Below are 21,625 nucleotides of genomic sequence, written 5' to 3' on the forward strand. Positions count from 1 at the left end.
TCGGCGACCCCGTTCCATCAGGCCGGTCCGCAGGCTGGCGGCCGGTGGCCACGGCTCGACCGCTGCGATGGCCACCAAGTAGGCATCGGCATCGAAGGCCGGCAGCACCCTCGCCCGCCACACCGACTGCACCCAGAACTCGGCGGGGCCGTCGCGCCCGTGGCTTCCGACTCGCAACCCGTCAAGCCCGAGGAGTCCGGCGGCCACGTCATCGGTGAGGGGACGACCTCGCGGGTATCTCGACTGCACGCCCGACCCCTCCGCCTCTTTCGCCGAACGACCCAATTTACCTGCGGCAGCCGGTGAGACTTTGAACCCTGATTTTACCTGATACCGCCGCCGTCAGGCGCAACATTTTGTTCGGCGGCTGACGAGCCAGCCAACTCATGGCTGCCGATCCAGCATCGGCAGTTTCGCCTTCAAGGCCGCCCGGCCGGCGGGGGTGACACGAGTCCTGTACAGGTGAAGGCTGTAGAGATTTAGAAGCCCTTCAAGGTGTTTCAGTCCTTTGTCCGTGATGCCGGAGAAAGAAAAGGACAGCGTTTGAAGGCTGGTCATCCCCTTCAAATGTTTGAGACCATCGTCGGTGATGTGCTGGCCCATCAGGTTGAGATACTCAAGTTTGGTCAGGCCCGCGAGGTGTTTGAGGCCGGCATCCGTGATGCGAGGCGCTTTCGGCTCGGTCGCGGTGAAGTCCTCATTCCGCAAGTCGAGACTCTTGAGGTTCTTCAACCCTTGCAGATGAGCCACCCCCTTGTCGGAAAGCCCCCGGCTGCCGAAGAACGATATCCGCTCCAACTGAGTGGCGTCTTTCACACAAGCCAGACCCGCGTCGTCGATATCACAGCCGGAGAAGTCCAGAGTCTTCAGCGATGGCATTTGCCGAATGCTCTCCAACCCGGCCGGGCCGAGCCGGCCGCCATTGAAGCTCAGGTGCGACAGGTTTTTCAAGCCCTGCAATGCCGGGTCGAGTTTGCTGATATCGTCGGCGCCATAGGGGAAGCAGAGAAAAGTCACGGCATTTTTCGATTCCAGCCGGAAACGAAAGGAGTAGCCGATCACTTTGCGGAGTTCGGCAATGGCCTTCTGTTCCCCGGAGGATGCCTTGGCAAGTTCCGGAGCCAACTCTTGATGTTCTTTCCGATCCGGATCGACCAGCGGGTACGTCCCCACGACTTTCTCGCCTTCCCGGATGACCAGATGATGCGGCCCGGCCTCGTTCGGTGAGAGTATCAAAGAGAACTTTCGCTTGTGCTCGCCTGCCTTGCGGACGATGTCGTAAACTTTTCGCCCTTTCTTCTCTGGATCGGGAGTGTCCGCCAGCTTGATTTGAACCGGGATCGGGGCCCAGTCCATCATTGTGCTGCCTACGATTGTTTCGTCTGAATCCAACATCAACTGGTTCGGATTGAGTTCGAGTTTCCCGGCGCCACCGAGGGCGCCCCGGATCATAAATTGGCGAGGGTTTTGCTTTCCTTCCGCGTAATGGATGGCGCTGAAATGGACCTTCGATCCCAGCGGGCGATCCTCCAAAGCAGAAGACCACCGCTCGGAGCCGACGCTGAAAAGCAAGACAAGAAAACAATACGCTCGCATCAGATTCACTCCTGGCCCCAATCGCATGGCGTCGCCGGCGTCAAGCAAGTGGCTGCTCTTCGGCTCGTCGCGTTCCGCCGACCGAACGCCAGGCTCGACGACCGCGGCAACCACCGTAACCTCACGTCAAGCCGAAACAGTCGCCGCAATCCGGTGCGGCGACTGTTTCGGCTCCGTGTTGGCAATCCGACCGGATTAGACCAACGAAATTATCTCATCCTCGTAGATACCGTTCTGCAGTTCGCTGTACTCCCCCCTGCCGATATCTACGATGTAATCGATCTGCCCCTCGCTATCGACGGTGATGGCGAATATCTTTCCCGTGCCTTCAATCCCCTGTGTGTGCGAATTGAAACGAACGCGGTCACCGAATGTGTATTTGGTGCGAAGCGTGTGAGTGTGCATCCACATCTTTCCCATAATAGTCGCCGAACAACGCAACTCAGGAGCGGCGGAGGCGGCGTGAGCGACACGTTACAAAAGGCCTACATGCCCCCCGCCGTCCGCCGTGGCGCCTGGTTCGGCATCTGGCGCCACGCCAGCGATCCAGAACGGCGAACCCGGGGCGTCCGCCAGCCAGCCGGCCGTGACCGCCCGCCGGATCGCCGGTGCGATGTGCGACGGGAGGACGGGCACGACCGGGAACAACCCGGGGGCTGTGCCGGGGTGGTACTGCGGGAAGGTGACGTACAAGACGGAACCGCAGCGGTCGGGTCGGCACACCAGCGCGTGGCACCCGCCGAGGCAATCGCGATCACCGTGGTCCCGCTTCCGCGGGAACTTCCAGAGGTACTCGACCCCGTCCACCACGAGCCGCCGCATCCCGGCCTTCCGAATCGCCATTCGAGTCCCCTCTTTCACCGGACGCCTGCGTTCAACTGCTGCGGCGGCTGGTGAGACGTTGAACCCTGATTTTACCCGATACCGCCGCATTCAGGTGCAACGTTTTGTTCGGCGTCCATGGCTCAACTCGGCCGAGACCCCAACCACTCCCGGAACAGCTCCGGATTGTCCCGCACGCAGTCGGGGCAGAACACCACACTGGTGTGCTCGAGGTAGCGGCCGACCACTGGGTCGCCTCGGCGGATGGTTGCAGCGCATGACTGGCAGTGCGTGTGCCCGCCCTCATCCGGCGACGACCGCCACTCGTGCATTGGTTCCAGCGGAAGCGGGAAGCACTGAGGATACTTCCGTAGTCGCTCCAGCGCCTCGGCCGGTACCTTCATCGGTCGCATGCCCCCTATCGCCGAACACCCAAACTCAGCGGCCGGGGCCGGAACGACTCAGGTCATTTTGCAAGGGCTGAAGCCCCCGGTAGCGCCTTGTTCGGCCTGCCTTTGCGGCCTATGACCTAATCCAGCGCCAACTCCACTTTCGCCTCGTCGCGGATAAGTTGGACGATCAAGTCGAACAGCCCGATACACCGTCGCGATTCTTCGGAGCGCCGCCATATCAGCCGATACCGCTCGGACTCAAGTTCGACAAGGTTGAGATAGTCATGGAAGGCGTCCAAGTTTCCATCCCAATGTCCCACGTCCGGGGTGATGAGTTCGCGGTTCACCTCGGTCAGGAAGCCGTCCCAGTCCGCGAACCGGCTACCGTCAATGATGAACTCCTTCACCCGGCAAGACCCTCCGTTTGGAGTGCATCGGGAATGTTGTCGAATGTCACCACGCTTCGAGACTCCCTGCGACCGAACACCCAAACTCGGCGGCCCGGCCGCGATCAGAGACTGTTGCGGCCCCAAGACCAATGCACGCGGCCGGGCCCGGTGCGGCGCCTGGTTCGGCGGGCCTTGCTCAGCCCTGCGGCCGCCTCATCATGTCGAAGAACGCGGGATACGGCGCATCGACCCGCGGCCAGCTCGCGTAGCACTCGATCCGGCCGCACGCCACACACCGGCAACCGAGGTACGCCGTCCGAGCCGTCTCGCTCCGGCCGTACAGGGTGACACCGGCCACGACCTCGAACCCGGCCTCGTCACAGGTGCAGACGCAATCCACCGCCGCGTACTCCGCGTCGCCGTCGGCGCCGGGGTCGCGGAGTTGATACGCCGCGTTGCACGCCCGGCAGAACCACCACGCCTCGCCGACTTCTTCGTCCACTTCGACGGAGAACACCCGGCCCTCGCACTCGCAGGCCGCATCCGCGAACCGGGTCGCATAGCCAGCGTCCATCACCCCGGCCAAGAACGCATGAATCGCGGCGAAGTTCGGCTCGCTCATCCGTATGCCCTCCAACGACTCCGGCCACATGACGACGACTGAGACCCCCGGTCGGCCGCAGCGCCTTGTTCGGCGGGCCTTTACTCCCACTGGCGCCGGAACTGTCGGACCTCTCGCGGAGACAACCCGATGTCGAGCCGCGGCTGGAGATCGCACACGGCCAGATCGCAGCCGACCTCGAACGGGAACCTGCCCCTGCTGTCCGGCCAGAACGCCTGCACCGCCTCCAGTTCCCCCATGCGGCCGATGTTGGTCATGAAACCCATTGCGAATCCGAGGCACAACGGGTGCCGGGTGGGATGGACGCGACGGAACCCAACCTGATGCTCGTCGCCGCCCAAGCGGACCGCACGCACCCCCGGCTCGGCAAACGAACCGCCAGCACGGATATCACGGACCAGTTGCGAGAACAGGGCGTGGGCATTGTTCGCGTCCAGCCCGAACATGATGAACTCGGGGTGGCGGCACGTCTGCATGAGGCCGATGGTGTACAGGAATGGCGGCTCGCCGTCGCTGACGTTGGCGGCGTACCAGCCGTGTTCCCGCACCACTTCCGCGATCTCTTCGTCCACGCGCCCCTCCGCTTGCCGAACGACACAGATCACCTGCCGGGGCCACGGCCGACGTCCCCTCGCGACTCTGTCGCGGTGAGTTCCCCGTCACTCCCGGTCACGGAGGTGCGTTCGGATCCCGAGAACAATGAACGCCACGCCACACAGCCAGAACAGGCCGGCGGCCGTCCACTTCCCCCCGATGTAGTACAAGGCGGCGATGATCCAGTGGACTCGCCCGCCCCGGCCGGACCCTTCAAGCATCGACAGCAGCAAGAACACCCCGAAACCGAAGGCGACAAGCCCCAGCCCGTATTTCAGCCCCTGGATCAGCGTCACTTCACCGTCCAAGTCGTCGTCACTCGCCATGGTCACTCCTCTTGGACTGTAAATTTCTTGCCGAACACCCGAGTTCAGGGGCCGGGGCCGGAACGACTTCAGCCACATGACGACGACTGAGGACCGCCGGTCACCTGCAGTGCCTCGTTCAGCGTCTGGGACTCAACCCCGCTCAGCCTCCGCGAACTGCTCGGCGGCCCACACCACAGCATCGGATGCCGAGAACGACTCGCCTGATTGCTGATCGACCAGTAGCCCGCCGCTCACTTGCGCGAGCACCCCGGCCGCGACAACCGAACAGGCAAAATCTTTGAGGTCGGAGTGCGTGACCAAGGTGACCGAAAAGTCCGACCCCGGCGGCTCGCCACATTCGGCTGCCTCCGATGGCGATAGCCGGGACACGAAGTACTCGAAACCCGACACCGCACCTTGGTACTGGCATGGCCGGAACCCGCTGGCTGTGTCCGGGTCAAAGTCGGTATCCAACTGAACAAGAAACCCGGCGTCGCGGATGGCCTTCCGCCACACGGACGGAGTAGGCATCGCCGCATGCCGGAGGTACACGATCAGATCGACCGACATCTCGGATGACCTCTCTAGCCGAACGCCCAAACTCAACGGCCGGGGCGCGGCGGCTCTTACGAGCCTACAACTGGTTCAACTTGACGCCGATAGCTCGCAACTCCGCGGCGACGGACTCGAACTCAGCCTCCGTGCGCCCGCCAACGTACAACTGCCCGCCACCATCGGTGAGCAGGCACGCCGCCCGACCCTCCCGGCGGAACGCGACCATCTCGTTGTACCCGCCCGCCCGCCGCCAAGTGGCCGCCAAGTGATTGGCCACCGCCGGGCCGGCCTTGTCAGCCATTCCCAACCACTCCAGACCGCCCATGACGGCCTGCCAGTGGAGCATGACCAGAAGGAACTCTGAGCAGCGGTCGCACTCGGGGTGCCACTCGATCTCTTTGGGCAACCGGTTAACGCCCTGGAACACGGGCGGGTCGTCGTCGGGCGATGTGGCGGCCTCGACGCCCCAGTACACGACGGCTTGGTTCTCGACCATGAACACCAACTTGCCGTTGTCGAGGAACCAGTCCCGCGGGGCGAGCAAGCGGTTATGCGCGTCGTTCAACTCGCGAAGGCTGCCAAGCGTCAGGTAGTACCCCCTCAGCGCCTCCGGGAGGACAACGCCGAAGCGCCGCTCGGCTCGCGCCAAACGACGCTCGTCCACCCCGGCCGAGTCCGGCACCGTCCCGAGCAGACTGAGGGCGGCAACGGCGTATCGGTCTTCAAACGCTTCCGCCACCCGTTTGCCTCCGTCGCCGAACGGCTGCGTTCAGTGGCGCCGCCCGTTGAGCCTCGAACCCGTCTTTGGCGCTGACGGTGGTGTCCACTGCCACGCTTGGTTCGGCCAGACCCCCGGATGCCGCGACGATGCACGGCTCCAACTCCGCTGCCCAACCCGCCCAAGCGGCGGCAGCCGTCCACGCGACATCGAGTGTGCTCACCCCGCCTTATGTACGGCATTATCTGAGGCACGCACCTCTTTGAACACCTTGATTCCAACGTCGATGACGAGCAGCGCCGTCAGGATGGTGATAACCCATGTGAGCCACAGCAGCTTCCTCGCCACTGCAGAACTATCCCGATCCATTTTGTCTATGCGATGTTCCGTATCAATGTTGATCCGGATGGCGGCCGCGATGCGGAGCGCACTGGCGTGATCCTCCTTGGTGTGGGCGTCATCCACCAACTGTTTCAGGATGGTGAGCCAGTCATTGTGGGACATATGCTCAAGGTTGAGAAGCCGCGATTCGGCGCCCGCTTGCGATGCCTGAGGAGGCGGTGTGTCTTTGGGCATTCAGAATCTCCCTGCGAATAACACTCGGTGGCCGAACGACTAAACTCAGGTGCCGCCGAAGCGACTCGACCCATTTACGATGGCCGAGGCCCCCGGGCACCTGCAACGTTTTGTTCGGCTCTGAGTCTACTCCTTGCCGAGGGCCAAGTCCACCACCCAGCATCCGCGGGCGTGCGGACCGGGACCGCGGCAGTGACTAAGGATGTCCGGGTCGTCGCACCCGGCGTCCTCCAAGGCGTCCGCGAGGATCGGCAATCGGCCGAACGCCCGGTCGTCGTATATGCCTTCCGCGATCCCGAGGACATCGGCCGTCCTCCATGCGGTGTCGAACGCGATAGGCCGGAAGGGGTTGCCAAAGATGTCCCGGATGATGCGGCAGTGGGCCTCTGACTCGGCGGCATAGACCGGCCCGGTGTAGGTGACGCTGGCTTCATCCTCCTCCAGCATGTAGTCCTCCTCCGCGTAATAATCTTGGCCCCGGAAGGCGTCCTGCGCCGCGGCCAGTCGTTGCCGCAGCTCAAGGTCAGCGCCCGAGTATGCCTCCCGAAACGCATGGTAGACCAAGTTGCGGTCCTCGTAGAGTAGGTCATCCGCGCTTGCGACCCGGTCCTCCTTGTCCAGGTACGCAGTCGCCCGGCCCACCCAATCTTGCACGCCTTCGGGCATCGCTGCGCCGAGGCGCTTGAGGCAAGCCACCCTCGCCGCCACCTTCCGCCACTCGTAGCTGGTCGGGTTATCGTCGTCGTCACGCGCGAACCGGTCCGCCTCATCCAGCAGCAGCAGGGCAAAGGTCCCGTTGAGCCACTCTGCTTCCGTCACCGGAATACCCTCCTTGCCGAACAGTGATTAGACAAACTCGCCGGGACACGCACCCCAAATCGTGAGTTTTGATGTCGCGCTTTCTTGAGGTTTTGGTTCTTCAAAGGGTTGGTTTTGGTATTGGCGAGCCGAGCAGCGTAAGCTGCCGGGTGGCTTCCGGTGGTCGAATCGTCTCTCCTTTACTCAGCCGGACTCAAACCCGTGGCTAAAGTGCCTTCCCTGCCGGAAGCCACCCGGCAGCTCACGCTGCTCGGCTCGCCAATACCAAAACCAACCTTGGAAAACCCAAAAAGCGCAACATCAAAACTCGTGAGTTGGCCCAACGGGATCGCCGCCGATTGGCCTACGCGATGCTGAACAGCCGTCACCGTAATCCGTCAGACCGGGGTTGTCAAATCCCAATCCGCGTGGCACGCTCGTCGAGTGCGTTCGGGGCGAGACCTTGACCCCGCACATATCATAACATCGCACGTCCGTCGCAGGGTCCGCATATGGGCCTCAATTACGATTTCATCGCCCGCACCGGGGCGCTCGCCCCGGCAACCGCCGCCGACGGCGCCTTGTTCAAGGCGCCGCGTGCGGTGATCGAACTCATCCCCGAATCGATGGCTCGCGAGAACATCATCCTGCCGATCGCCAGTCACGGCGAAACGCTGACCGTCGCCGCCGCGGACGCGGGCGACGTCCTGCTCGCCGACAAGTTGTCGTTCGTCCTCAACCGCAAGATCAAGCTCGTCGCCTACCCGCAGGCCGCCATCATCGGGGCCATCAACCACCACTACGGTCACACCGAGACCCAGTCGATGGAATCGATGCTCTGCGAGTTTACCGACACGACTGTCGATTTTGCCGACCCCGCCGCCGCCCGACGAAAAGCGCGGGGGTTGCCAGTCGTCGGCCGGGCCATCACCGAGTTCCAGAAAGGCGTGAAGGGCCTCGACGACGCGGCCTTCGCCCTCGCTTGCGACGAAGCGCCCTCGTTCGGCGACCACGATTCCGATTCCCTGTCCGAAACCGGCTCGACCGGGCGCGGTTTCGATTCCACCCCCAGCCAAGTGCGTGACGGCATGTTTTACCTCACCCTGCCCGACGGCCAGCGCGTTGTCGTCACCGACCGCCACGGCCGCATGACCGTCGTCACCGGCCCCGCCCGTATTTGGAAGTGGGGCAACACCATCCAGAAGATGAGTCACTACGTCGCCCACCCCGGCGAGTTCCTCGTCGTCCGCTACCGCGACGGCCGGCAGGAGAACTTGGCCGGCCCTTGCGAGGTTTGGTTCGACCCGCGGATTCACCTGAGTGTCCACAAGCAGGACGCGCTGCAGATCGCCATGAAGGAAGCCGTTGTCGTGTACAGCCAGGCGGCGGCCGGGGTGTCGCGGCGGATCGCGCACGGCCCGGCCTTGTATGTGCCAGCCCCCGGCGAGTGGCTGCACACGTTCACCTGGCACGGGTCCGACGGCGGTTCGACCGGCACGCAGAAGACGTCCAAGGGCCTCGTCTTCCAGAAGCTGTGGCTGATGCCCGACCAGATGTACCACGACGTGGACGAAGTCCGCACGGCCGACGACGCGGTGCTGACGATCAAGCTGATGATCTTCTTCGAGTTGCTCGACATCGACCGCATGCTGGACACGACGCACGACCCGATCGGCGACTTCGTGAACGCGGCCACGTCGGACGTGGTGGACTTCACCGGCCGCAAGACGTTCGAGGAGTTCAAGAAGGAGACGGGCCGGTTGAACGAGATGGACACGTACCGCCAACTGGCCGTGCGGGCGGCGCAGACCGGCTACCGCATCAACAAGGTGGTGTACCGCGGGTACGCCGCCCCGGACCGCCTGCAGGCGATGCACGACCAGGCCATCGAGGCCCGCACGAAGCTGGAACTCGACCGGGCGACGGAGGAGCAGGCGCAGGAGTTGGAGGACTTCCGGCTGAACGCCCAGATGCAGCGGGCCACAAAGCGGCGGACGGAGCAGGCGACGGAAGTGTCGGCGGAACTGGAACTGCAACGCCAGCGGCAGGAGGCGGACTTGGGCCAGGTGAAGCGGTCGGCCGAGTTGCAGCAGGACATCCACCGGGCGAACGACGCCCGGCAGCGGGAACACCTGGAATCGCTGAAGGCGATGAGCGTGGACCTGACGGCGTTCCTGACGCAGGGCCGGGCCGACCGCGTGATCGAACTCCGCGGCGGGGCCAACGGCAACGGCACCCACGTCCACATCGACCGGCTGGGCGAGGGAGCCTAAACAGGCATGCCGGTTCGCCTCATTCCCCGAGGACCCGCAACGGCGGACAGGCGTGCCCCGACTCGAAACGGCAGGCGCGCCGGGCACGTGCGGGAAGTGGCGAAGTCGAAATGAGGCCGAACGACAAAGCTCAGTTGCCGACGCCGGAGCCCCCCCGGCGATGCGACCGCGACGGAGGTCGCCGGTCAACTGCAATGTTTTGTTCGGCCTCTGACGACCGCACTGTCACCATCGAAACCGTTCAGGACCGTCGAGTTCGAGGCCGCCTCCGAACAGCCCTGCCTCCGGTTTGATCTCCTCGGGGTGAACACCCCACCCGTTTGCGATTATCTGCCGGATTTGGAAAAGCGCCTCGGCCTCGGCTGGCGATGGCTTCCGCTCCGCGTGGACGATCACCGAACGGATGACATCCCCGACCACTTCCCATCGGTCCCTTTCCTCGTCCGGCACACCGACCGCGTGAACCTTCCACAGCGCCATCGCGATCTTCACCCGCACGATATCCGCACCGCAGATGCCCACACAACTCCCCCATCCTCTCTTACCCAAACTCAGCCACCAGGCCACAACGGCTCAAACCCATGTCACGGCGACCGAGGTCCCCGGTCGGCTGCAGTGCCTTGTTCGGATGCCAAAGCCTCATGACAAACCCGCCAATGACTCACGAAAACGCCACATACGGCCAGGTCAGGTGCAGCGATCAGTTCGGCCCGGTCGCTCAACATTCCTCGCCGTACCGATGATAGTGGAGAGCGTGTGCGACCCCAAGCGGGCACTGCCAGCCTAGGTATTCTTCGCGGTCCGCCTCGTGATCCCAATCGCGATCCGCATAGCCACGGCCCAAGTCGATCAACTCGAAACTCTTGAGATACTCGTCGATCCTCTCGGGGTTCTTCCAGACTTCCATGTAGAAGGCCAACCCCTGTGCGACGACCCACACCGAGAAGTCATCACCGAAGTCTTCCGGGCACCGCTCCGACGGGTGGAACTCCGGGCAATAGCACGGATTGACCCAGCCTTTCGCCTCATCGTACTCGCGACAGTAGCGACGAAGTTGGTCGCCATCCATCGTCTCCAACCGACGGCAGAGTTGTCGGAGGGAGCGGTTGGCCGACTCGATCACTTCCCAGAGCCAGAGACTTGTCCCGTCGGGAAGGTCCGAGTCTTTCCACATCATTGGGTGCGCCTCCGTGGCCGAACGACACAGCTTAGGTGCCGGGGCCGAAACGACTTCAGCCACTTTACCAGGACTGAGGTCCCCGGTCACCTGCAACGTTTTGTTCGGCCATGACACCTGTCGCATGACGCGCGACGGCTTGTCCCGCGTGACTCTTCCCGGCCACGGCCGCGCTACTGCCTCATGTCTTGGTCGTCCCGCTCGCCGTCACGGTCGTGAGGAAGGGGCCGGTCGTGCGAGCCATCGAAGGCGTGCCCGAGCCGCACCCCGGCAATCAGGCCGACAATCAGGCCGGCAAGCAGGCCGGCGACCCCGCCGATGGCCAGACCGGCCAGCGCGGCGAATGTCCCCCCAAAATCCCCGTGCAGTCCCGGCCGGCCGTAGATCTGGGTGTGGATTTTCGCAGCGAGGAACGCGCCGATGCACGCGCCCCCGAGGAACCCAACCACCGCCCCCAGGAAGCCTGCAATGGCACTCAAAACCGTGGTCTTACGACGGCCCATGACTCGCCTTTCTTGCCGAACGCCGAAGTTCAGGGGCCCGCCGGCCCGGATGACTAATACCCACGAAAACCCGTCACGCCGTCGGGTCAGGCGCAACGCTTTGTTCGGCCCGCCCGCGCTGTTTGTCATCGAATCGAACCAGCGCCCGGATCACGCCGAGCAATGCCACCCAACCGAACAATGGACTGATCGCGACCGCCCATGTCGGCAGGCCGAGCCAGTATCCCAACCCCACACCGACCGCGCCGGTGATTACCGGCGAGACGAACAGGGCCAAGAACCAGAACGCTTCCCAAAATGTCGGCAGCCGCACGGCTAACCTTCTTCTTGCCGCACGAGGAATCTCAGGGGCGGGGGATACCTTGACCCCAGAAAGGCCACAACGCCCCCGTCCCCTGAAGCGATTGTTTTTTTCCTGCTACATGTTGTACGAGTGAGCAAAAACTCGTCCGACGAACCGAGCAAGTTCGTCAGCCGAGGAGATTCGGCCAGCGCCGTTCTCGTCCCGTGATTCGAGTATCATTCTCCGCACTTCCTTGATTTGTTCGGACCGATCAAACTCCTGTCGGAGGATCCCGGCGTCGAAGACCAACTCGACAACCCTCTGGTATGTCCACGCGGCTTGGAAACCCACATGCTCGTACAGGTCGCCGATGAGCCCGTCGGCGAGGAGGAATCCGCCCGTGTACTCTATGGGGTAGTTGATGCCCTCGTAGTTGTTATTGAACAGAGGGTGCTGTTTCGAGCCCAAGGGGGCCACGCCGTTTATGACCGGTCCTTCCTGACGCCGATACCCTTCTCCTGGCTGAAGCAGGTTGACGTGGAGAGTGTCCAGCGCCAAGCGAGACTCCACGATCCCGAAAACCGCTTGATACCCGCGCCAGCAGGCCGTGGAGAGAACAGCCGGCTTTAGGCCGAAAATCGCCGGGTCAAACGGCTCTCTCGAACTGGCGCCGACGATTGGATATTTGAGCCCCCGGTAATGGAACCTGTCCTCGATTTGCTCGGTCACGGCAGTCACGCTCCTTTTGCAAACGGCCTGGATACCGAAAGAACCAGTTCAGGTGCGAGGCCGGAAGACCTGACACTTCATTACAAGGGCTGAAGGCCCCGGTCACCTGCAACGCTTTGTTCGGCGCGCCGTCAAATCGTACCCCGCAGCCACGCGACCAATCCCTTGAGCCCGAACGACGGGATGTGATGCACCCGTCCGTCGGCCCGATCCACGAACAGCGGCAGCGTGAGTTCCCGGCGATGCCGTCGCAAGTAGGAGTTCGCGGGCTGGACAACGACCTGCCACCCCTCCCCCACGTCATGGGCGTCAAGCGTGACATCGACGCCGTCGAACCGCCCAAACTGGCGAAGGTGGTCTCGCACGGACGCCTCAGCCACCTCGCGGTCGATGTCCACTCACAACCCCTCCGCCCGCCGAACGACTCAGCTCACCAGCGGCGGGGGCCGAGTGAGCAACGAACCCTAGAAAGCCTACATGCCCCCCCCGTCTGCTGTAGCGCCTGGTTCGGCCTCTTGCGCCCCGCCGTCGGCGACCAACTCGACTCTGCCAATGTCTTTGAGCCGGACGATCTTTCCCTCGGCGTCGGCTTTCACGATTAGCTTCTCGTACTGCTCTGGCCGGGCCAGGTGGGTGACGTATACGACTCCCGGAGGCGGATCGGCCCGCCGGGACGAACCGACAACGCCGCTCTCAACGAACGCCTTCATCACGTCGTCGCGGGAGAGGTCATTGTCACGCAACCGGGCGACATCCAGCCGAACCCGGACCACCTCGCCGCGTCTCTGCGGGGGCTGATCCCCAGGAGATGGGCGAACTTGGAAAGTAACCTCTGCTTGCGTGATATTGTCAGACGGGGCAGGATCGGCGTGCTGCGGCCCGGCGATGTGGGCCAGCCACGCGGCGACCAGCAGCACGACCGCCACGCCCAACGGCCAGAGGCGAGATGGCGTCAGCCTACGGAGGAACGCTCGCATCACCGAAAGCCCTCCGCCGCCGAACAGTGATTAGACCAACTCGCCGGGACACGCGCCCCAACTCGTCCGTTAGTCTATTCCGGCTGCCGTCGGGTGGTTTACGCGACGGCTGAACAGCCGCCGCGTAAACGCCGAACCGGTCGAGGTCAAACACCAACTCGCAAGCTGGCCTGTCGCCACAGTTCAGAGGCCGGGGCTGATGCGACCCGAGCCAATATTACGACGGTTGAGGCCCCCGGTCACCTGCAACGCTTTGTTCGGCCTGCCTTGATCGCCGCCAGTTGGACCGCAGCACGACGAGGCCCAACACCACCGACACCAGCCCGCCGAGTTGCACACCCCAGATCGACCCGCCGACCCACGCATACGCCAGCATCGGGCCGGTCTCCTCGGGCACGCCGATGAACGCGCGGCGATAAAACTCCGGGCTGAGCGTTGCCAACCCCATTGCCGCCATTCCGCCGATGGCCCAGCATACGAACGCCCCGGCGACGATGCCGGCCAAGTGCCGGGCCGCGAACGCGAAGGGGCACGACGCCCGCGTGAAGACGCCTGCCCCGGCCGTGAACACAAGTGAGAAGAACACCCCGAAGCACAGCCCTTTGAAGATTCCTTGGGCGATGCTCGCCCGCCACACGTCTTCGACTCCGCGCCAACGCATGATGGTGACGAAATAGAGCGGGCTGACCAGCCCGTTGACCGCGTTCGTAACCGCGCCCAAGGCGGCGCTGGCGAACACGCCCGTCACCGCGATGCCAAATAGCGTCAGCGGACGGACGGGAGCATCGACACTTTGAACAGGTTCATCCACCGCAACGCCTCTGTTGCCGAACGCCCAAACTCAGCCGCCGGGGCACAACGGCTCAAACCATGTCACGACGACTGTGGACCCGGTCACCTGCAACGCCTTGTTCGGCGATGATGACTGTTGCATCTCACGCGGCGATTTACTTACGACAGCATGATGCACACATTATTCGCTTTGTGCGGCCAGTTCGCCAGAACGGTCGCAAAGAACAGCACTTCGTCAATGTAAGATTCGTCATCGACGTACTGCTCGCAGCACTCGCACAACGCCTCTTGGAGAGTGTGCTTGGCCACGCGAGTCTTGCCGGGACCGTCCTTCAACCCGAGCAGTTCACTCATCTCGCCTTCGTGCCCATCGTCCATCACGGCGAGCGGCTTTTCGCTCAACCCGCCCTGCCGCTTCCTGTCGTAGCTGTACGCCGACAACTCCCAACCCATTTGCGACATCCTCCCGCCGCCGAACCCCCAAACTCAGCCGCCCCGCACTTTGGGACAGCAACCACATTCGCAACAACTGAGGGCGGGGTCGGCTGTAGCGCCTTGTTCGGTTGCCGGAACCTCTTGATGGACCCGGCAACGATCCCAACCGGGGTTTCTCGGACAACCCACTCCGACAGTCGGCACGGAGGACTCTCGCCACCACGCCGAAACCAACGGGCAACACGCTTTTGCCCTCCGCACAAGAAACTTTGCCCATCTCACTCAAACACACGAAAACCCGCTCTCTCCATCAGCACAAGAGACTTCACCCATCTCACCGGAACCAACGGCGACTATCTCTCGCCTGTGGCACAACACACTTTCACCATCGGCAAGGTGACTAACCGGGCGGTCTTTCCCGCGCGAGCCGAACGACCAAACTCAGCCGCCGGGGCCGCTGCAACGGCGTGGTCTCGCGCGAAACCGAAATGCGGCCCCGGTCGGAGCGCAGCGCTTGGTTCGGCGGCAAGTCCCATGCCTTGCCAGCTTACCATCCTGCGCTTCGTGGTCATTTCATCGTCTTGCTGACGAGTTTAACGTCCGGATCGCCGGCAAACACGAAGATTGCCATGCGATCGGGTTGCTTACACGACAAGACGAACCGGCTTTGCGGCCCATTCGGAACATAATGGAGCGCCGTCAGGTCGAGGACCGCGCGGACCTGCCCGAGCGTCATCCCCTCACCGATCCGCGTCATCTCATCGTCGGAAACATGCCACGTTAACGAACACGTCGTTTCATCTCCCTTTGGAGTTCCCGGGGCGCTTTCTGAATTGAAGTTGCCACCGAAACACACCGTCCCGGCAACGAACGCGCCGCCCTTTTTTAGCAATGGGATGAGGGTTGCTGCCTGTTCCGCCTGGCTCTCGCGCGATTTCCTTACCGCCTCGCGCCACTGATTTTCATTTTTTTCGCGAGCCTCGCGTTGAACACGGTCGCCTTCTTCGCGGATGTGCGACACAGCAAGCCAAGTAGCGCCCAGGATGGCAAAAAGGGCGGCGCCAGCCCCGACGATTATTATCACCACCGACTTCACGCTGCCCACTCGTTGCATCATGTGCTTCGCCCCATGACTTTCTCGCCGAACGACCAAACTCACCGGCCCGGCCGCATCAGCGACATTCACAGTCCCAGAACCAATTCATGCGGCCGGGTCTGGTGCAGCGCCTGGTTCGGCGCGACCACCTCAATCGACCAGGATGCCGAAGCACCCTGGCTGCGCCTGCCGAAACTCATCGGCCTGCGTGGGCCGTCACCGCTCCGAGTACGTCGGGCCGTAGGTGGTGTGGCGCACATACTCGTCCCACACCCATTCGATGTCGGCGAGCGTGATCGGCCCAGCCAGCCGCCGCTCTAACTCGTCGGCGAACCCGTCCCGCCACCCCGGCTCGACGGCCGACCAGATGCTCCCGCAGTTGCCGTGCAGGTTGATCGTCCAGCCGACGACGAACTCCCACTCCCCCTTGCTGACCTCAGTCGGCCGCTTGTGGGCTAGTTCCATGATGTCCGCCCGGACCCGGCCGTACCAGCGACTGTGGGACCGGATCGGCTCGACATACCGGAACCAGAACAGCAGCAGACCGGCAACGATGGCCACCCCGACAGCCAACACGATCAGTCGCCAGCGACGCGCCACCGGAAGCCCTCTGCCGCCGAACGGCAAAACTCAGCCGCCGGGGCGCGGCGGCCAGAACCAATGTTACGATGACTGAGGCCCCCGGTCGGCTGTGGTGCTTTGTTCGGCGCCGTAGCCACTCCACCCCTTAAAGTTCTTGCTGCCGCTGATGGCGACTCGGCTCACTTGGGTCAACTCACTCACCCAGTTGCCCCGCTGCCCGGTCGGCCCAACCCGGAACACGCCGTCGATCAGCACGTACCGCTCATGGTATTCCCTCGCTGCCGCCTCCACCGCAACCGGCAGGTTGACCCACACGCTATTGGCCCTCAGATCATGCCGGTAGTCGGCCTCGCCGATGTACAGAGCCGTGTGCCCGAACTGGACGGCCAAAAACCCAGGCGCCCGCACATACTGGCCATCGAACCAGACTGGCTGGGCGAGCAGGGCGACGAGCGGCACGCCCCATCCCATAGCCTCTAGCGTCTTCAGGTCCAGATCCAGATAAGGGGCAATCGGATTGACCGGCTCTTTCTTCGCCACTCGTAAGCCCTCTGCCACCGAACAGTGATTAGACCAACTCGGCGGGACACGCATCTCAACTCGTGAGTTGGCCTAACGAGTTCGCCGCCGATTGGTTTACGCGACGGCTGAACAGCCGTCAGCGTAAACGCCGTCCCGGCCGGGGTCAAACACCAACTCGCCAGTTGGCCTATCCGGGTAATGGCACCCTAACTCGGAAACCGCGAGGGGGCCGAACAGCGATTAAACCAACTCAGCGCCGACGTGTCAAACATCAACTCACGAGTCCGGGAATTGAACGGCGAACCGGGTTGCGGCAGCGCCCGGAGACGATCACCGACCTGGCGGGTCAACAACGCCTATCGGTACACCAGGCATTTGGGCCGGGCTTTGCGGAACTTCTGGATCGCCTCGTCGGACACCGGGGATTTCCACAGCATCAACACTTTTAGTTTTGGCAGCTTTTTCAACAGGGCGAAGGCGGCGTCGGTGATTTGGGTGAGGCCGAGGTTGAGTTCTTCGAGGGCTTTCAGGGTCGTCAGTGTTTCAACGCCCGCGTCGGTGACGGCCGTGTTGGGGAGTTGCAGCCGGCGCAGTTTCCGGAAGCCGGCGAGGTGCGTCAGGTCGGCGTCCGTCAGCGGGATGGCCGAGAGGTCGAGGTCTTCCAAATCGGGGTATTGGCCCAGATGCGGCAGGAAGGCGCCGGTTCCAATTTGGCGCAGGTTGAGCCGCTTGATCGTCGGCCGGTCCCAGTCGTATTGCTGGCCCGGCGCCATCGCCGCCAGCATCTCTTCGATCCGGGCCGGTGTCAGGGGGGCGTCCCGGAGGCCGAGCAGTCTTCGCCAGTCTTTCCGCTCATGCGTCAGCCCGAATTCGCGGAAGACGCCCGTGACGTTGCCGCTGTCCGTTGCCCAGAGATTCAGGTTGTCGTAAAGACGGCGCAACGCCCCGGCCTCGGCCTCCGTCAGATCCTTTCGGCGGGTCTTCAGCGTGATTTTCCGGCCGGCGAAGAGGAGCCGCAGGATCGGGGCGACCACCGCATCGACGGTGAAACCATTGGCCTTGTCCAGGCCCGGCGCCACGACGGGCACGACCCGGTCGATGATCCCGGCGTCCGCCCCGGCGAACCGCTTGAGGATGGCGGATGTCGTCAGGTCATCGTTCCAGGGGAAGGTGAAATCCTCGTCCTTCTCGACGTCATCCGGGTCGAAGCCGGTTCCGTCTTCCCCGCCGAGCGGCGCGCCCGCCTGGCGGTAAGCCTTGGCGAGCGGGTGGTGTTTCCCCTCCATTCCCGGCTCGCCCGAATCGAAGAGGCGACGCATGCCGGCGGGGTCTTTCAACACTTCCAGCAAGACATCGAGCGTCGGGCCGGTCAGCGCGGCGGCATCGGCGGCCAGGTTCAGGGCCGCGCTGAACCGGAGGAGCATGGAGGCCGTGCGGTCCTTCGCCTGCCGTTCGAGAAGCCGTTTCACACCGGGGACATGAGGCATCAACCGGCCCAGCCCGAAGATGACGCTGGCCTGAACCAGTTCGCTCGGCTCTTCCTCCAGTTGCTTCGCCAGTCGTTGCTTGATGAGCCGCAACGGCTGCCGGCGCCGAAGCCCCGCCGGTATCTCTTCCGGTGGAAATCGAACCAGTTGGCCCAATGTGTAAGGCACGATGATTCGCAGGCGTTTGTCGAGATCGGTCAGCAGTTCGAGGAAGACATCCAGCCCGTTCCAAATAGCCTCGCGCGTTTGCCGGGCATTTTCCAATTCCGCGGCCCGTTCTTGCGCAAACTCGGGGTCGTCCTCATCCTCATCGTCATCAAATTCATCGTCATCAAATTCATCATCCCCGGCCTGATAAGAGGTGACTCGGGCGGCATCCCCGAGAAACTGCAACAACCGGCCGCGACAGCGAACCGGCCGATGCCCGAGCAGCTCGATGAGAAACGGAACCGCCGGCCCGGTGGCCTCGTAAACGGTGCAGGTCTGGTGGCAAAGCGTGTCATACAACCCGCTCAGCGCCCCCACCCACTTCTCCGGGTCCGGCGACGCCAGCGCCCGAATCAAACGCGGAACGTCCCCGGCCGCTCCGTAGGCATGGCTGAGCTTTTTCCAATCAATAGCGGCCAATCCTTCGAGCATCGGATATTTCCTTGTGATAGGGTGACCCGGCCGGATGTCTCACCGCCGGGTCTCCAACCAGCGGCCGGCAATCTCCACCACCGCCAGAGGCACAAGCCAACTGGACCAAGAGGCGATGACATATGCCTCCTCGGGATTGGGGAGATCAAGAAGCCCCATTGCTCCGGAAAGCAGGCGAAGCGTGATGGCCGAACAGATCAGCACGAAGCAGCGAGTCATCCAGCGGCGGTGTTGGTCGAAACGACGTCGGCGCGCGGCGACGACACCCATGATCGCGCAAACGCCGGTCGTCGCCGAGAGCAGCAGAAAACTCAACCCGGAGGGCCAGCCGGCGAACGAATGTTGGGCCATCACCACGCCGCTCGGCAACATCAACAACAGCAGCACGCCGACTTGAACTCGGCCTGATATACGATGCAATTTACCATGATGCCGGCGAAGCGAATCGTTCATCAACAGCAGGCCATTTAACAACACCATCGGAGCGGTGATGATATGAATGTAAAACGCCGGTTGATAGACGCTGGTGAATGTTGATTCGCGGTCCCGCAAAAATAGCGAATCGAAATTCGGCGGATAATAATCGGGATAGTTCGCCAAAATCGTAACAGTCACCCGCAGGATCAACAAGACCGTGAGCCAGCGGAGGATCGTCGTGAGAAGGCGCCGCCTCACGGGGCCGTCCAATTGATGTCGGTCGATTCCCCGCCGTTGATGGTGATCGCGCCGGCCAGCCTGGCCGGGTTGACGGTGGAGCGGACAAACGTCACCGAGCCGTCGGCCATCGCCACATTGAATCCGCCGGAATGGCCGCCAAAGGGGCGCTGGTCGCCGAACACCGGCAAATCGGCCGGGTCGTAACCTCGCAGGGTGGACGGGCCGCCCTGTGCCCACGGGCCGATGTTTGATCTCGTTTCCAAGATCGCGATGGTGTTTGATGTCCCGTCTTTAATCATCGCCAGCGAGGTCTGGCGGTCGTAGCCCATGAAACCGTTCCCCGCGGCCTCCTCCGGCCGACTGGCGGCGTCGGAGCCAATGCCCGCGCTGGCGATGTAAGTGGTTCCGTTGGTTTCAAACTCTTTCGAGGCCGGGCATAAAAACACCTTCGGGCGAGTTTCTGTGACCGCCTTGTTCCCGTCGTATCCTGCTTTCAAATCGAACTGCCGATACAACATGTCCTGCTCCACATACGGCAGCATGGTTACCATCCAACCAAGCCGTTCTTCGGGCGCCTCGCCCGGCCCGAAACAACCCGGCGGGAAAAGCCCGCTGGCCGACGGCGCATCCGTCCGGTTTGTGTCCGAATAGTTGTGAAGTCCCAACATGATTAGTTTGAGATTGTTCGTGCATTTCATGCGATGGGAGGCGCCGTCAATCCGGCGAACAGCCGGGAGAAGCAAACCGATCACAATGACGCAAATCACCAAGGCAATCAAGACTTCAACAAGGGTGACCCCTCTTCGCGCCGGCCGGGACATGGCGAATCCTCCCTGCGAGAGACATGGTGGCATTCCTTTACCTTACCCGAAGAAGCAGAAAAAGAGAAAGAAGAATATGTCTCGCAAAGGGTCTGGCAAATCTTTCCGGCACACGTCAGCGGCTTGTATTCGCCCCAAGGGGGCGCTCGATCATAGCCAGGGGCGGTCGCCGCCCCTGGAATCCCGTCCTTTTAGGGGTTTTCTGCCCCAACGGGGCAGCACATGTTAGTTGTGCCACCCCGTTGGGGTGGATTCCTTTTGGCTATCGTTGCCCAGGGGCTTCCGCCCCTGGCTATGATCGAGCGCCCCCTTGGGGCGAAAACCAAGAGGCGAAAACCGACCGGACAGGCATGCCAGAAAGATTGGCCAGACCCAGGAAAAACCAAGAATCAAGATCGACTGGTTTCCTTTCATCCCTCATCCCTCATCCCTCATCCCTCTCTTAAAGGAGCGGATCGACATCGGTCGGGTCATCGTGGGAGTAATACCCCTCGGGGTTGCCGGTGGATCGGGAGGGCACATTGACAATGTTCGGGAACGGCCACAATCGCAATCGCTGGTTGGTCAGCACCGGGGCGGCCTGCTTGGTCATCGCGGCGTCGGGGATTTGGGTTTCGCCGGATTGGATTTTTTCCAGGTCGGCGATGGCCTTGTCGTAGGCCAGCTTGGCCGAGGGGGGCGCGTCGTTCAGGCGGCGCAGGCAGAGGAAGTAGGCCGCGATGTCGCGGACCTTTAACTCGATCCAGTTGGAACTCGCCAGCGCGTCATCCGAATAAAGGCGGGAGACGTAGCCTTTGGCCTCGGTGGTCGCGTCGGCGATGACGTCGTCGAGCGACAGCGAATCGTCGTCGATGCGGAGGTCGGCGCCGAGCTGGCCGATGCGGCTTTCGATGCGGGCGCGGGTGGTCAGCGGGGGAACGATGGCTGGCATTAGTACACCTGGAGTTGCATGCGACGAACCAAAACCGAGCCGCCGGAGGTCGTCGCGCGACAATCGACGGTGTAAGTGGATTCCGGAGCGCCGCCGGCGATGGTGACCTTCGCGGCCTTGCCGGCCGGGATGCCGTCGATCACGGCCGTCGTCACGGCGGGGGGGCCGATGGTCAGCCCGGCGACGGCGGGAACGGCCAGACTGTCGAGCGTTTCGCCCGCCTGGACTTCCGAGTATTTCGAGAAATCGAAGACATACGCCCGCACCTCGGCGGCGATCTTCGGAAGCGTCAGAACACAAAGCTCGGCCATGTCAGATCACCCTGAATTCGCGGGGATTTTTCATCCGGAC

The 21,625-nt window shown here is 62.9% G+C and carries 30 protein-coding genes; 1 reads left to right on the forward strand and 29 read right to left on the reverse strand.

The window, feature by feature from the left end; translation table 11 throughout:
* The 12 genes from BGIM_RS65315 to BGIM_RS67595 all read right to left on the reverse strand — a co-directional run.
* On the reverse strand, positions 1-249 hold a 249-nt coding region (locus BGIM_RS65315; protein WP_162136346.1), incomplete at its 3' end, for a hypothetical protein.
* 135 nt (positions 250-384) lie between these two features.
* On the reverse strand, positions 385-1,596 hold the full coding sequence (locus BGIM_RS59320) for a leucine-rich repeat domain-containing protein (RefSeq protein WP_162136347.1): 1,212 nt from the start codon (positions 1,594-1,596) through the stop codon (positions 385-387).
* A 195-nt stretch (positions 1,597-1,791) separates the two neighbouring features.
* Entirely contained in the window at positions 1,792-2,001 is a 210-nt protein-coding gene (locus BGIM_RS0142565; RefSeq protein ID WP_020475688.1) for a phospholipase D-like domain-containing protein, read from the reverse strand.
* A gap of 69 nt (positions 2,002-2,070) precedes the next feature.
* A complete protein-coding gene (locus tag BGIM_RS55495) occupies positions 2,071-2,457 on the reverse strand; it encodes a hypothetical protein (RefSeq protein ID WP_157369851.1) in 387 nt (128 codons plus the stop codon).
* A 490-nt stretch (positions 2,458-2,947) separates the two neighbouring features.
* Entirely contained in the window at positions 2,948-3,217 is a 270-nt protein-coding gene (locus BGIM_RS0142575) for a barstar family protein (protein WP_020475690.1), read from the reverse strand.
* Positions 3,218-3,395: 178 nt separating this feature from the next.
* Positions 3,396-3,821, reverse strand: coding sequence for a hypothetical protein (locus BGIM_RS64135; RefSeq protein ID WP_020475691.1), 426 nt, complete (start codon positions 3,819-3,821; stop codon positions 3,396-3,398).
* An 80-nt stretch (positions 3,822-3,901) separates the two neighbouring features.
* Positions 3,902-4,393, reverse strand: coding sequence for a DUF4262 domain-containing protein (locus BGIM_RS59325; protein ID WP_020475692.1), 492 nt, complete (start codon positions 4,391-4,393; stop codon positions 3,902-3,904).
* An 87-nt stretch (positions 4,394-4,480) separates the two neighbouring features.
* Complete coding sequence (locus tag BGIM_RS0142590; protein WP_029631830.1) at positions 4,481-4,741, reverse strand: hypothetical protein; 261 nt, start codon at positions 4,739-4,741, stop codon at positions 4,481-4,483.
* A 132-nt stretch (positions 4,742-4,873) separates the two neighbouring features.
* Positions 4,874-5,293 (reverse strand): hypothetical protein, encoded by a 420-nt coding sequence (locus BGIM_RS0142595; RefSeq protein WP_020475694.1) that lies wholly within the window; start codon positions 5,291-5,293, stop codon positions 4,874-4,876.
* A gap of 64 nt (positions 5,294-5,357) precedes the next feature.
* Complete coding sequence (locus tag BGIM_RS59330; protein ID WP_020475695.1) at positions 5,358-6,017, reverse strand: hypothetical protein; 660 nt, start codon at positions 6,015-6,017, stop codon at positions 5,358-5,360.
* Positions 6,018-6,215: 198 nt separating this feature from the next.
* Positions 6,216-6,572 carry a hypothetical protein gene (locus BGIM_RS0142605; RefSeq protein ID WP_020475696.1) on the reverse strand — a complete coding sequence of 119 codons (357 nt, stop codon included), beginning with the start codon at positions 6,570-6,572 and terminating at the stop codon, positions 6,216-6,218.
* 126 nt (positions 6,573-6,698) lie between these two features.
* Positions 6,699-7,391 (reverse strand): hypothetical protein, encoded by a 693-nt coding sequence (locus tag BGIM_RS67595; protein WP_020475697.1) that lies wholly within the window; start codon positions 7,389-7,391, stop codon positions 6,699-6,701.
* A gap of 491 nt (positions 7,392-7,882) precedes the next feature.
* On the opposite strand from BGIM_RS67595, the gene BGIM_RS0142615 reads away from it, so the two are divergent.
* Positions 7,883-9,643, forward strand: coding sequence for a GspE/PulE/PilB domain-containing protein (locus BGIM_RS0142615; RefSeq protein ID WP_020475698.1), 1,761 nt, complete (start codon positions 7,883-7,885; stop codon positions 9,641-9,643).
* 225 nt (positions 9,644-9,868) lie between these two features.
* Here BGIM_RS0142615 and BGIM_RS0142620 read toward each other — a convergent pair whose 3' ends face one another.
* From BGIM_RS0142620 to BGIM_RS0142700, 17 genes are all read right to left on the reverse strand, one after another.
* Positions 9,869-10,165, reverse strand: a complete 297-nt coding sequence (locus BGIM_RS0142620) for a hypothetical protein (protein WP_020475699.1) — start codon at positions 10,163-10,165, stop codon at positions 9,869-9,871.
* Positions 10,166-10,361: 196 nt separating this feature from the next.
* The gene (locus BGIM_RS0142625; RefSeq protein ID WP_020475700.1) at positions 10,362-10,820 is read right to left on the reverse strand and encodes a hypothetical protein; all 459 of its coding nucleotides are present in this window, start codon (positions 10,818-10,820) and stop codon (positions 10,362-10,364) included.
* A 173-nt stretch (positions 10,821-10,993) separates the two neighbouring features.
* Entirely contained in the window at positions 10,994-11,299 is a 306-nt protein-coding gene (locus tag BGIM_RS66230; protein ID WP_193789073.1) for a hypothetical protein, read from the reverse strand.
* A gap of 97 nt (positions 11,300-11,396) precedes the next feature.
* Entirely contained in the window at positions 11,397-11,636 is a 240-nt protein-coding gene (locus BGIM_RS0142635) for a hypothetical protein (protein WP_020475702.1), read from the reverse strand.
* Between the two features lie 105 nt (positions 11,637-11,741).
* Positions 11,742-12,335, reverse strand: a complete 594-nt coding sequence (locus BGIM_RS0142640) for a hypothetical protein (RefSeq protein ID WP_157369853.1) — start codon at positions 12,333-12,335, stop codon at positions 11,742-11,744.
* A 131-nt stretch (positions 12,336-12,466) separates the two neighbouring features.
* Positions 12,467-12,733: a hypothetical protein gene (locus BGIM_RS0142645; protein WP_020475704.1), complete on the reverse strand. Its 267-nt coding sequence runs from the start codon at positions 12,731-12,733 to the stop codon at positions 12,467-12,469.
* 75 nt (positions 12,734-12,808) lie between these two features.
* Complete coding sequence (locus tag BGIM_RS0142650) at positions 12,809-13,312, reverse strand: efflux RND transporter permease subunit (RefSeq protein WP_020475705.1); 504 nt, start codon at positions 13,310-13,312, stop codon at positions 12,809-12,811.
* A gap of 217 nt (positions 13,313-13,529) precedes the next feature.
* Positions 13,530-14,123, reverse strand: coding sequence for a hypothetical protein (locus BGIM_RS0142655; RefSeq protein WP_020475706.1), 594 nt, complete (start codon positions 14,121-14,123; stop codon positions 13,530-13,532).
* A 140-nt stretch (positions 14,124-14,263) separates the two neighbouring features.
* Entirely contained in the window at positions 14,264-14,557 is a 294-nt protein-coding gene (locus BGIM_RS0142660; protein ID WP_020475707.1) for a hypothetical protein, read from the reverse strand.
* Between the two features lie 550 nt (positions 14,558-15,107).
* Entirely contained in the window at positions 15,108-15,656 is a 549-nt protein-coding gene (locus BGIM_RS0142665) for a hypothetical protein (RefSeq protein ID WP_157369854.1), read from the reverse strand.
* A gap of 195 nt (positions 15,657-15,851) precedes the next feature.
* On the reverse strand, positions 15,852-16,235 hold the full coding sequence (locus BGIM_RS0142670) for a hypothetical protein (protein ID WP_157369855.1): 384 nt from the start codon (positions 16,233-16,235) through the stop codon (positions 15,852-15,854).
* Positions 16,236-16,298: 63 nt separating this feature from the next.
* Complete coding sequence (locus tag BGIM_RS0142675) at positions 16,299-16,757, reverse strand: hypothetical protein (RefSeq protein ID WP_029631837.1); 459 nt, start codon at positions 16,755-16,757, stop codon at positions 16,299-16,301.
* Between the two features lie 338 nt (positions 16,758-17,095).
* A complete protein-coding gene (locus BGIM_RS0142680) occupies positions 17,096-18,865 on the reverse strand; it encodes a hypothetical protein (RefSeq protein ID WP_029631839.1) in 1,770 nt (589 codons plus the stop codon).
* 39 nt (positions 18,866-18,904) lie between these two features.
* Positions 18,905-19,540 carry a DUF2306 domain-containing protein gene (locus BGIM_RS0142685; protein WP_238537825.1) on the reverse strand — a complete coding sequence of 212 codons (636 nt, stop codon included), beginning with the start codon at positions 19,538-19,540 and terminating at the stop codon, positions 18,905-18,907.
* Positions 19,537-20,343 (reverse strand): DUF1559 family PulG-like putative transporter, encoded by an 807-nt coding sequence (locus BGIM_RS0142690; protein ID WP_020475712.1) that lies wholly within the window; start codon positions 20,341-20,343, stop codon positions 19,537-19,539. The genes BGIM_RS0142685 and BGIM_RS0142690 overlap by 4 nt, the downstream gene beginning before the upstream one ends.
* 442 nt (positions 20,344-20,785) lie before the next feature.
* Positions 20,786-21,274: a phage protein Gp36 family protein gene (locus BGIM_RS0142695; protein WP_020475713.1), complete on the reverse strand. Its 489-nt coding sequence runs from the start codon at positions 21,272-21,274 to the stop codon at positions 20,786-20,788.
* A complete protein-coding gene (locus BGIM_RS0142700; RefSeq protein ID WP_020475714.1) occupies positions 21,274-21,585 on the reverse strand; it encodes a phage fiber-tail adaptor protein in 312 nt (103 codons plus the stop codon). Before BGIM_RS0142700 ends, BGIM_RS0142695 begins: the two co-directional genes overlap by 1 nt.
* Positions 21,586-21,625 lie beyond the last annotated feature (40 nt).

Source organism: Zavarzinella formosa DSM 19928, from assembly GCF_000255705.1.
GTDB lineage: Bacteria > Planctomycetota > Planctomycetia > Gemmatales > Gemmataceae > Zavarzinella > Zavarzinella formosa.

Excerpts from the sequence above, each read along its gene's own strand:
- BGIM_RS0142595 (WP_020475694.1), bottom strand. The coding sequence starts at position 5,293 with ATGTCGGTCGATCTGATCGTGTACCTCCGGCATGCGGCGATGCCTACT.
- BGIM_RS0142565 (WP_020475688.1), bottom strand. The coding sequence starts at position 2,001 with ATGCACACTCACACGCTTCGCACCAAATACACATTCGGTGACCGCGTT.
- BGIM_RS0142650 (WP_020475705.1), bottom strand. The coding sequence starts at position 13,312 with ATGCGAGCGTTCCTCCGTAGGCTGACGCCATCTCGCCTCTGGCCGTTG.
- BGIM_RS0142590 (WP_029631830.1), bottom strand. The coding sequence starts at position 4,741 with ATGGCGAGTGACGACGACTTGGACGGTGAAGTGACGCTGATCCAGGGG.
- BGIM_RS0142660 (WP_020475707.1), bottom strand. The coding sequence starts at position 14,557 with ATGGGTTGGGAGTTGTCGGCGTACAGCTACGACAGGAAGCGGCAGGGC.
- BGIM_RS0142690 (WP_020475712.1), bottom strand. The coding sequence starts at position 20,343 with ATGTCCCGGCCGGCGCGAAGAGGGGTCACCCTTGTTGAAGTCTTGATT.
- BGIM_RS0142625 (WP_020475700.1), bottom strand. The coding sequence starts at position 10,820 with ATGATGTGGAAAGACTCGGACCTTCCCGACGGGACAAGTCTCTGGCTC.
- BGIM_RS0142615 (WP_020475698.1), top strand. The coding sequence starts at position 7,883 with ATGGGCCTCAATTACGATTTCATCGCCCGCACCGGGGCGCTCGCCCCG.
- BGIM_RS0142665 (WP_157369854.1), bottom strand. The coding sequence starts at position 15,656 with ATGATGCAACGAGTGGGCAGCGTGAAGTCGGTGGTGATAATAATCGTC.
- BGIM_RS64135 (WP_020475691.1), bottom strand. The coding sequence starts at position 3,821 with ATGAGCGAGCCGAACTTCGCCGCGATTCATGCGTTCTTGGCCGGGGTG.
- BGIM_RS0142605 (WP_020475696.1), bottom strand. The coding sequence starts at position 6,572 with ATGCCCAAAGACACACCGCCTCCTCAGGCATCGCAAGCGGGCGCCGAA.
- BGIM_RS59320 (WP_162136347.1), bottom strand. The coding sequence starts at position 1,596 with ATGCGAGCGTATTGTTTTCTTGTCTTGCTTTTCAGCGTCGGCTCCGAG.
- BGIM_RS0142695 (WP_020475713.1), bottom strand. The coding sequence starts at position 21,274 with ATGCCAGCCATCGTTCCCCCGCTGACCACCCGCGCCCGCATCGAAAGC.
- BGIM_RS0142700 (WP_020475714.1), bottom strand. The coding sequence starts at position 21,585 with ATGGCCGAGCTTTGTGTTCTGACGCTTCCGAAGATCGCCGCCGAGGTG.
- BGIM_RS0142680 (WP_029631839.1), bottom strand. The coding sequence starts at position 18,865 with ATGCTCGAAGGATTGGCCGCTATTGATTGGAAAAAGCTCAGCCATGCC.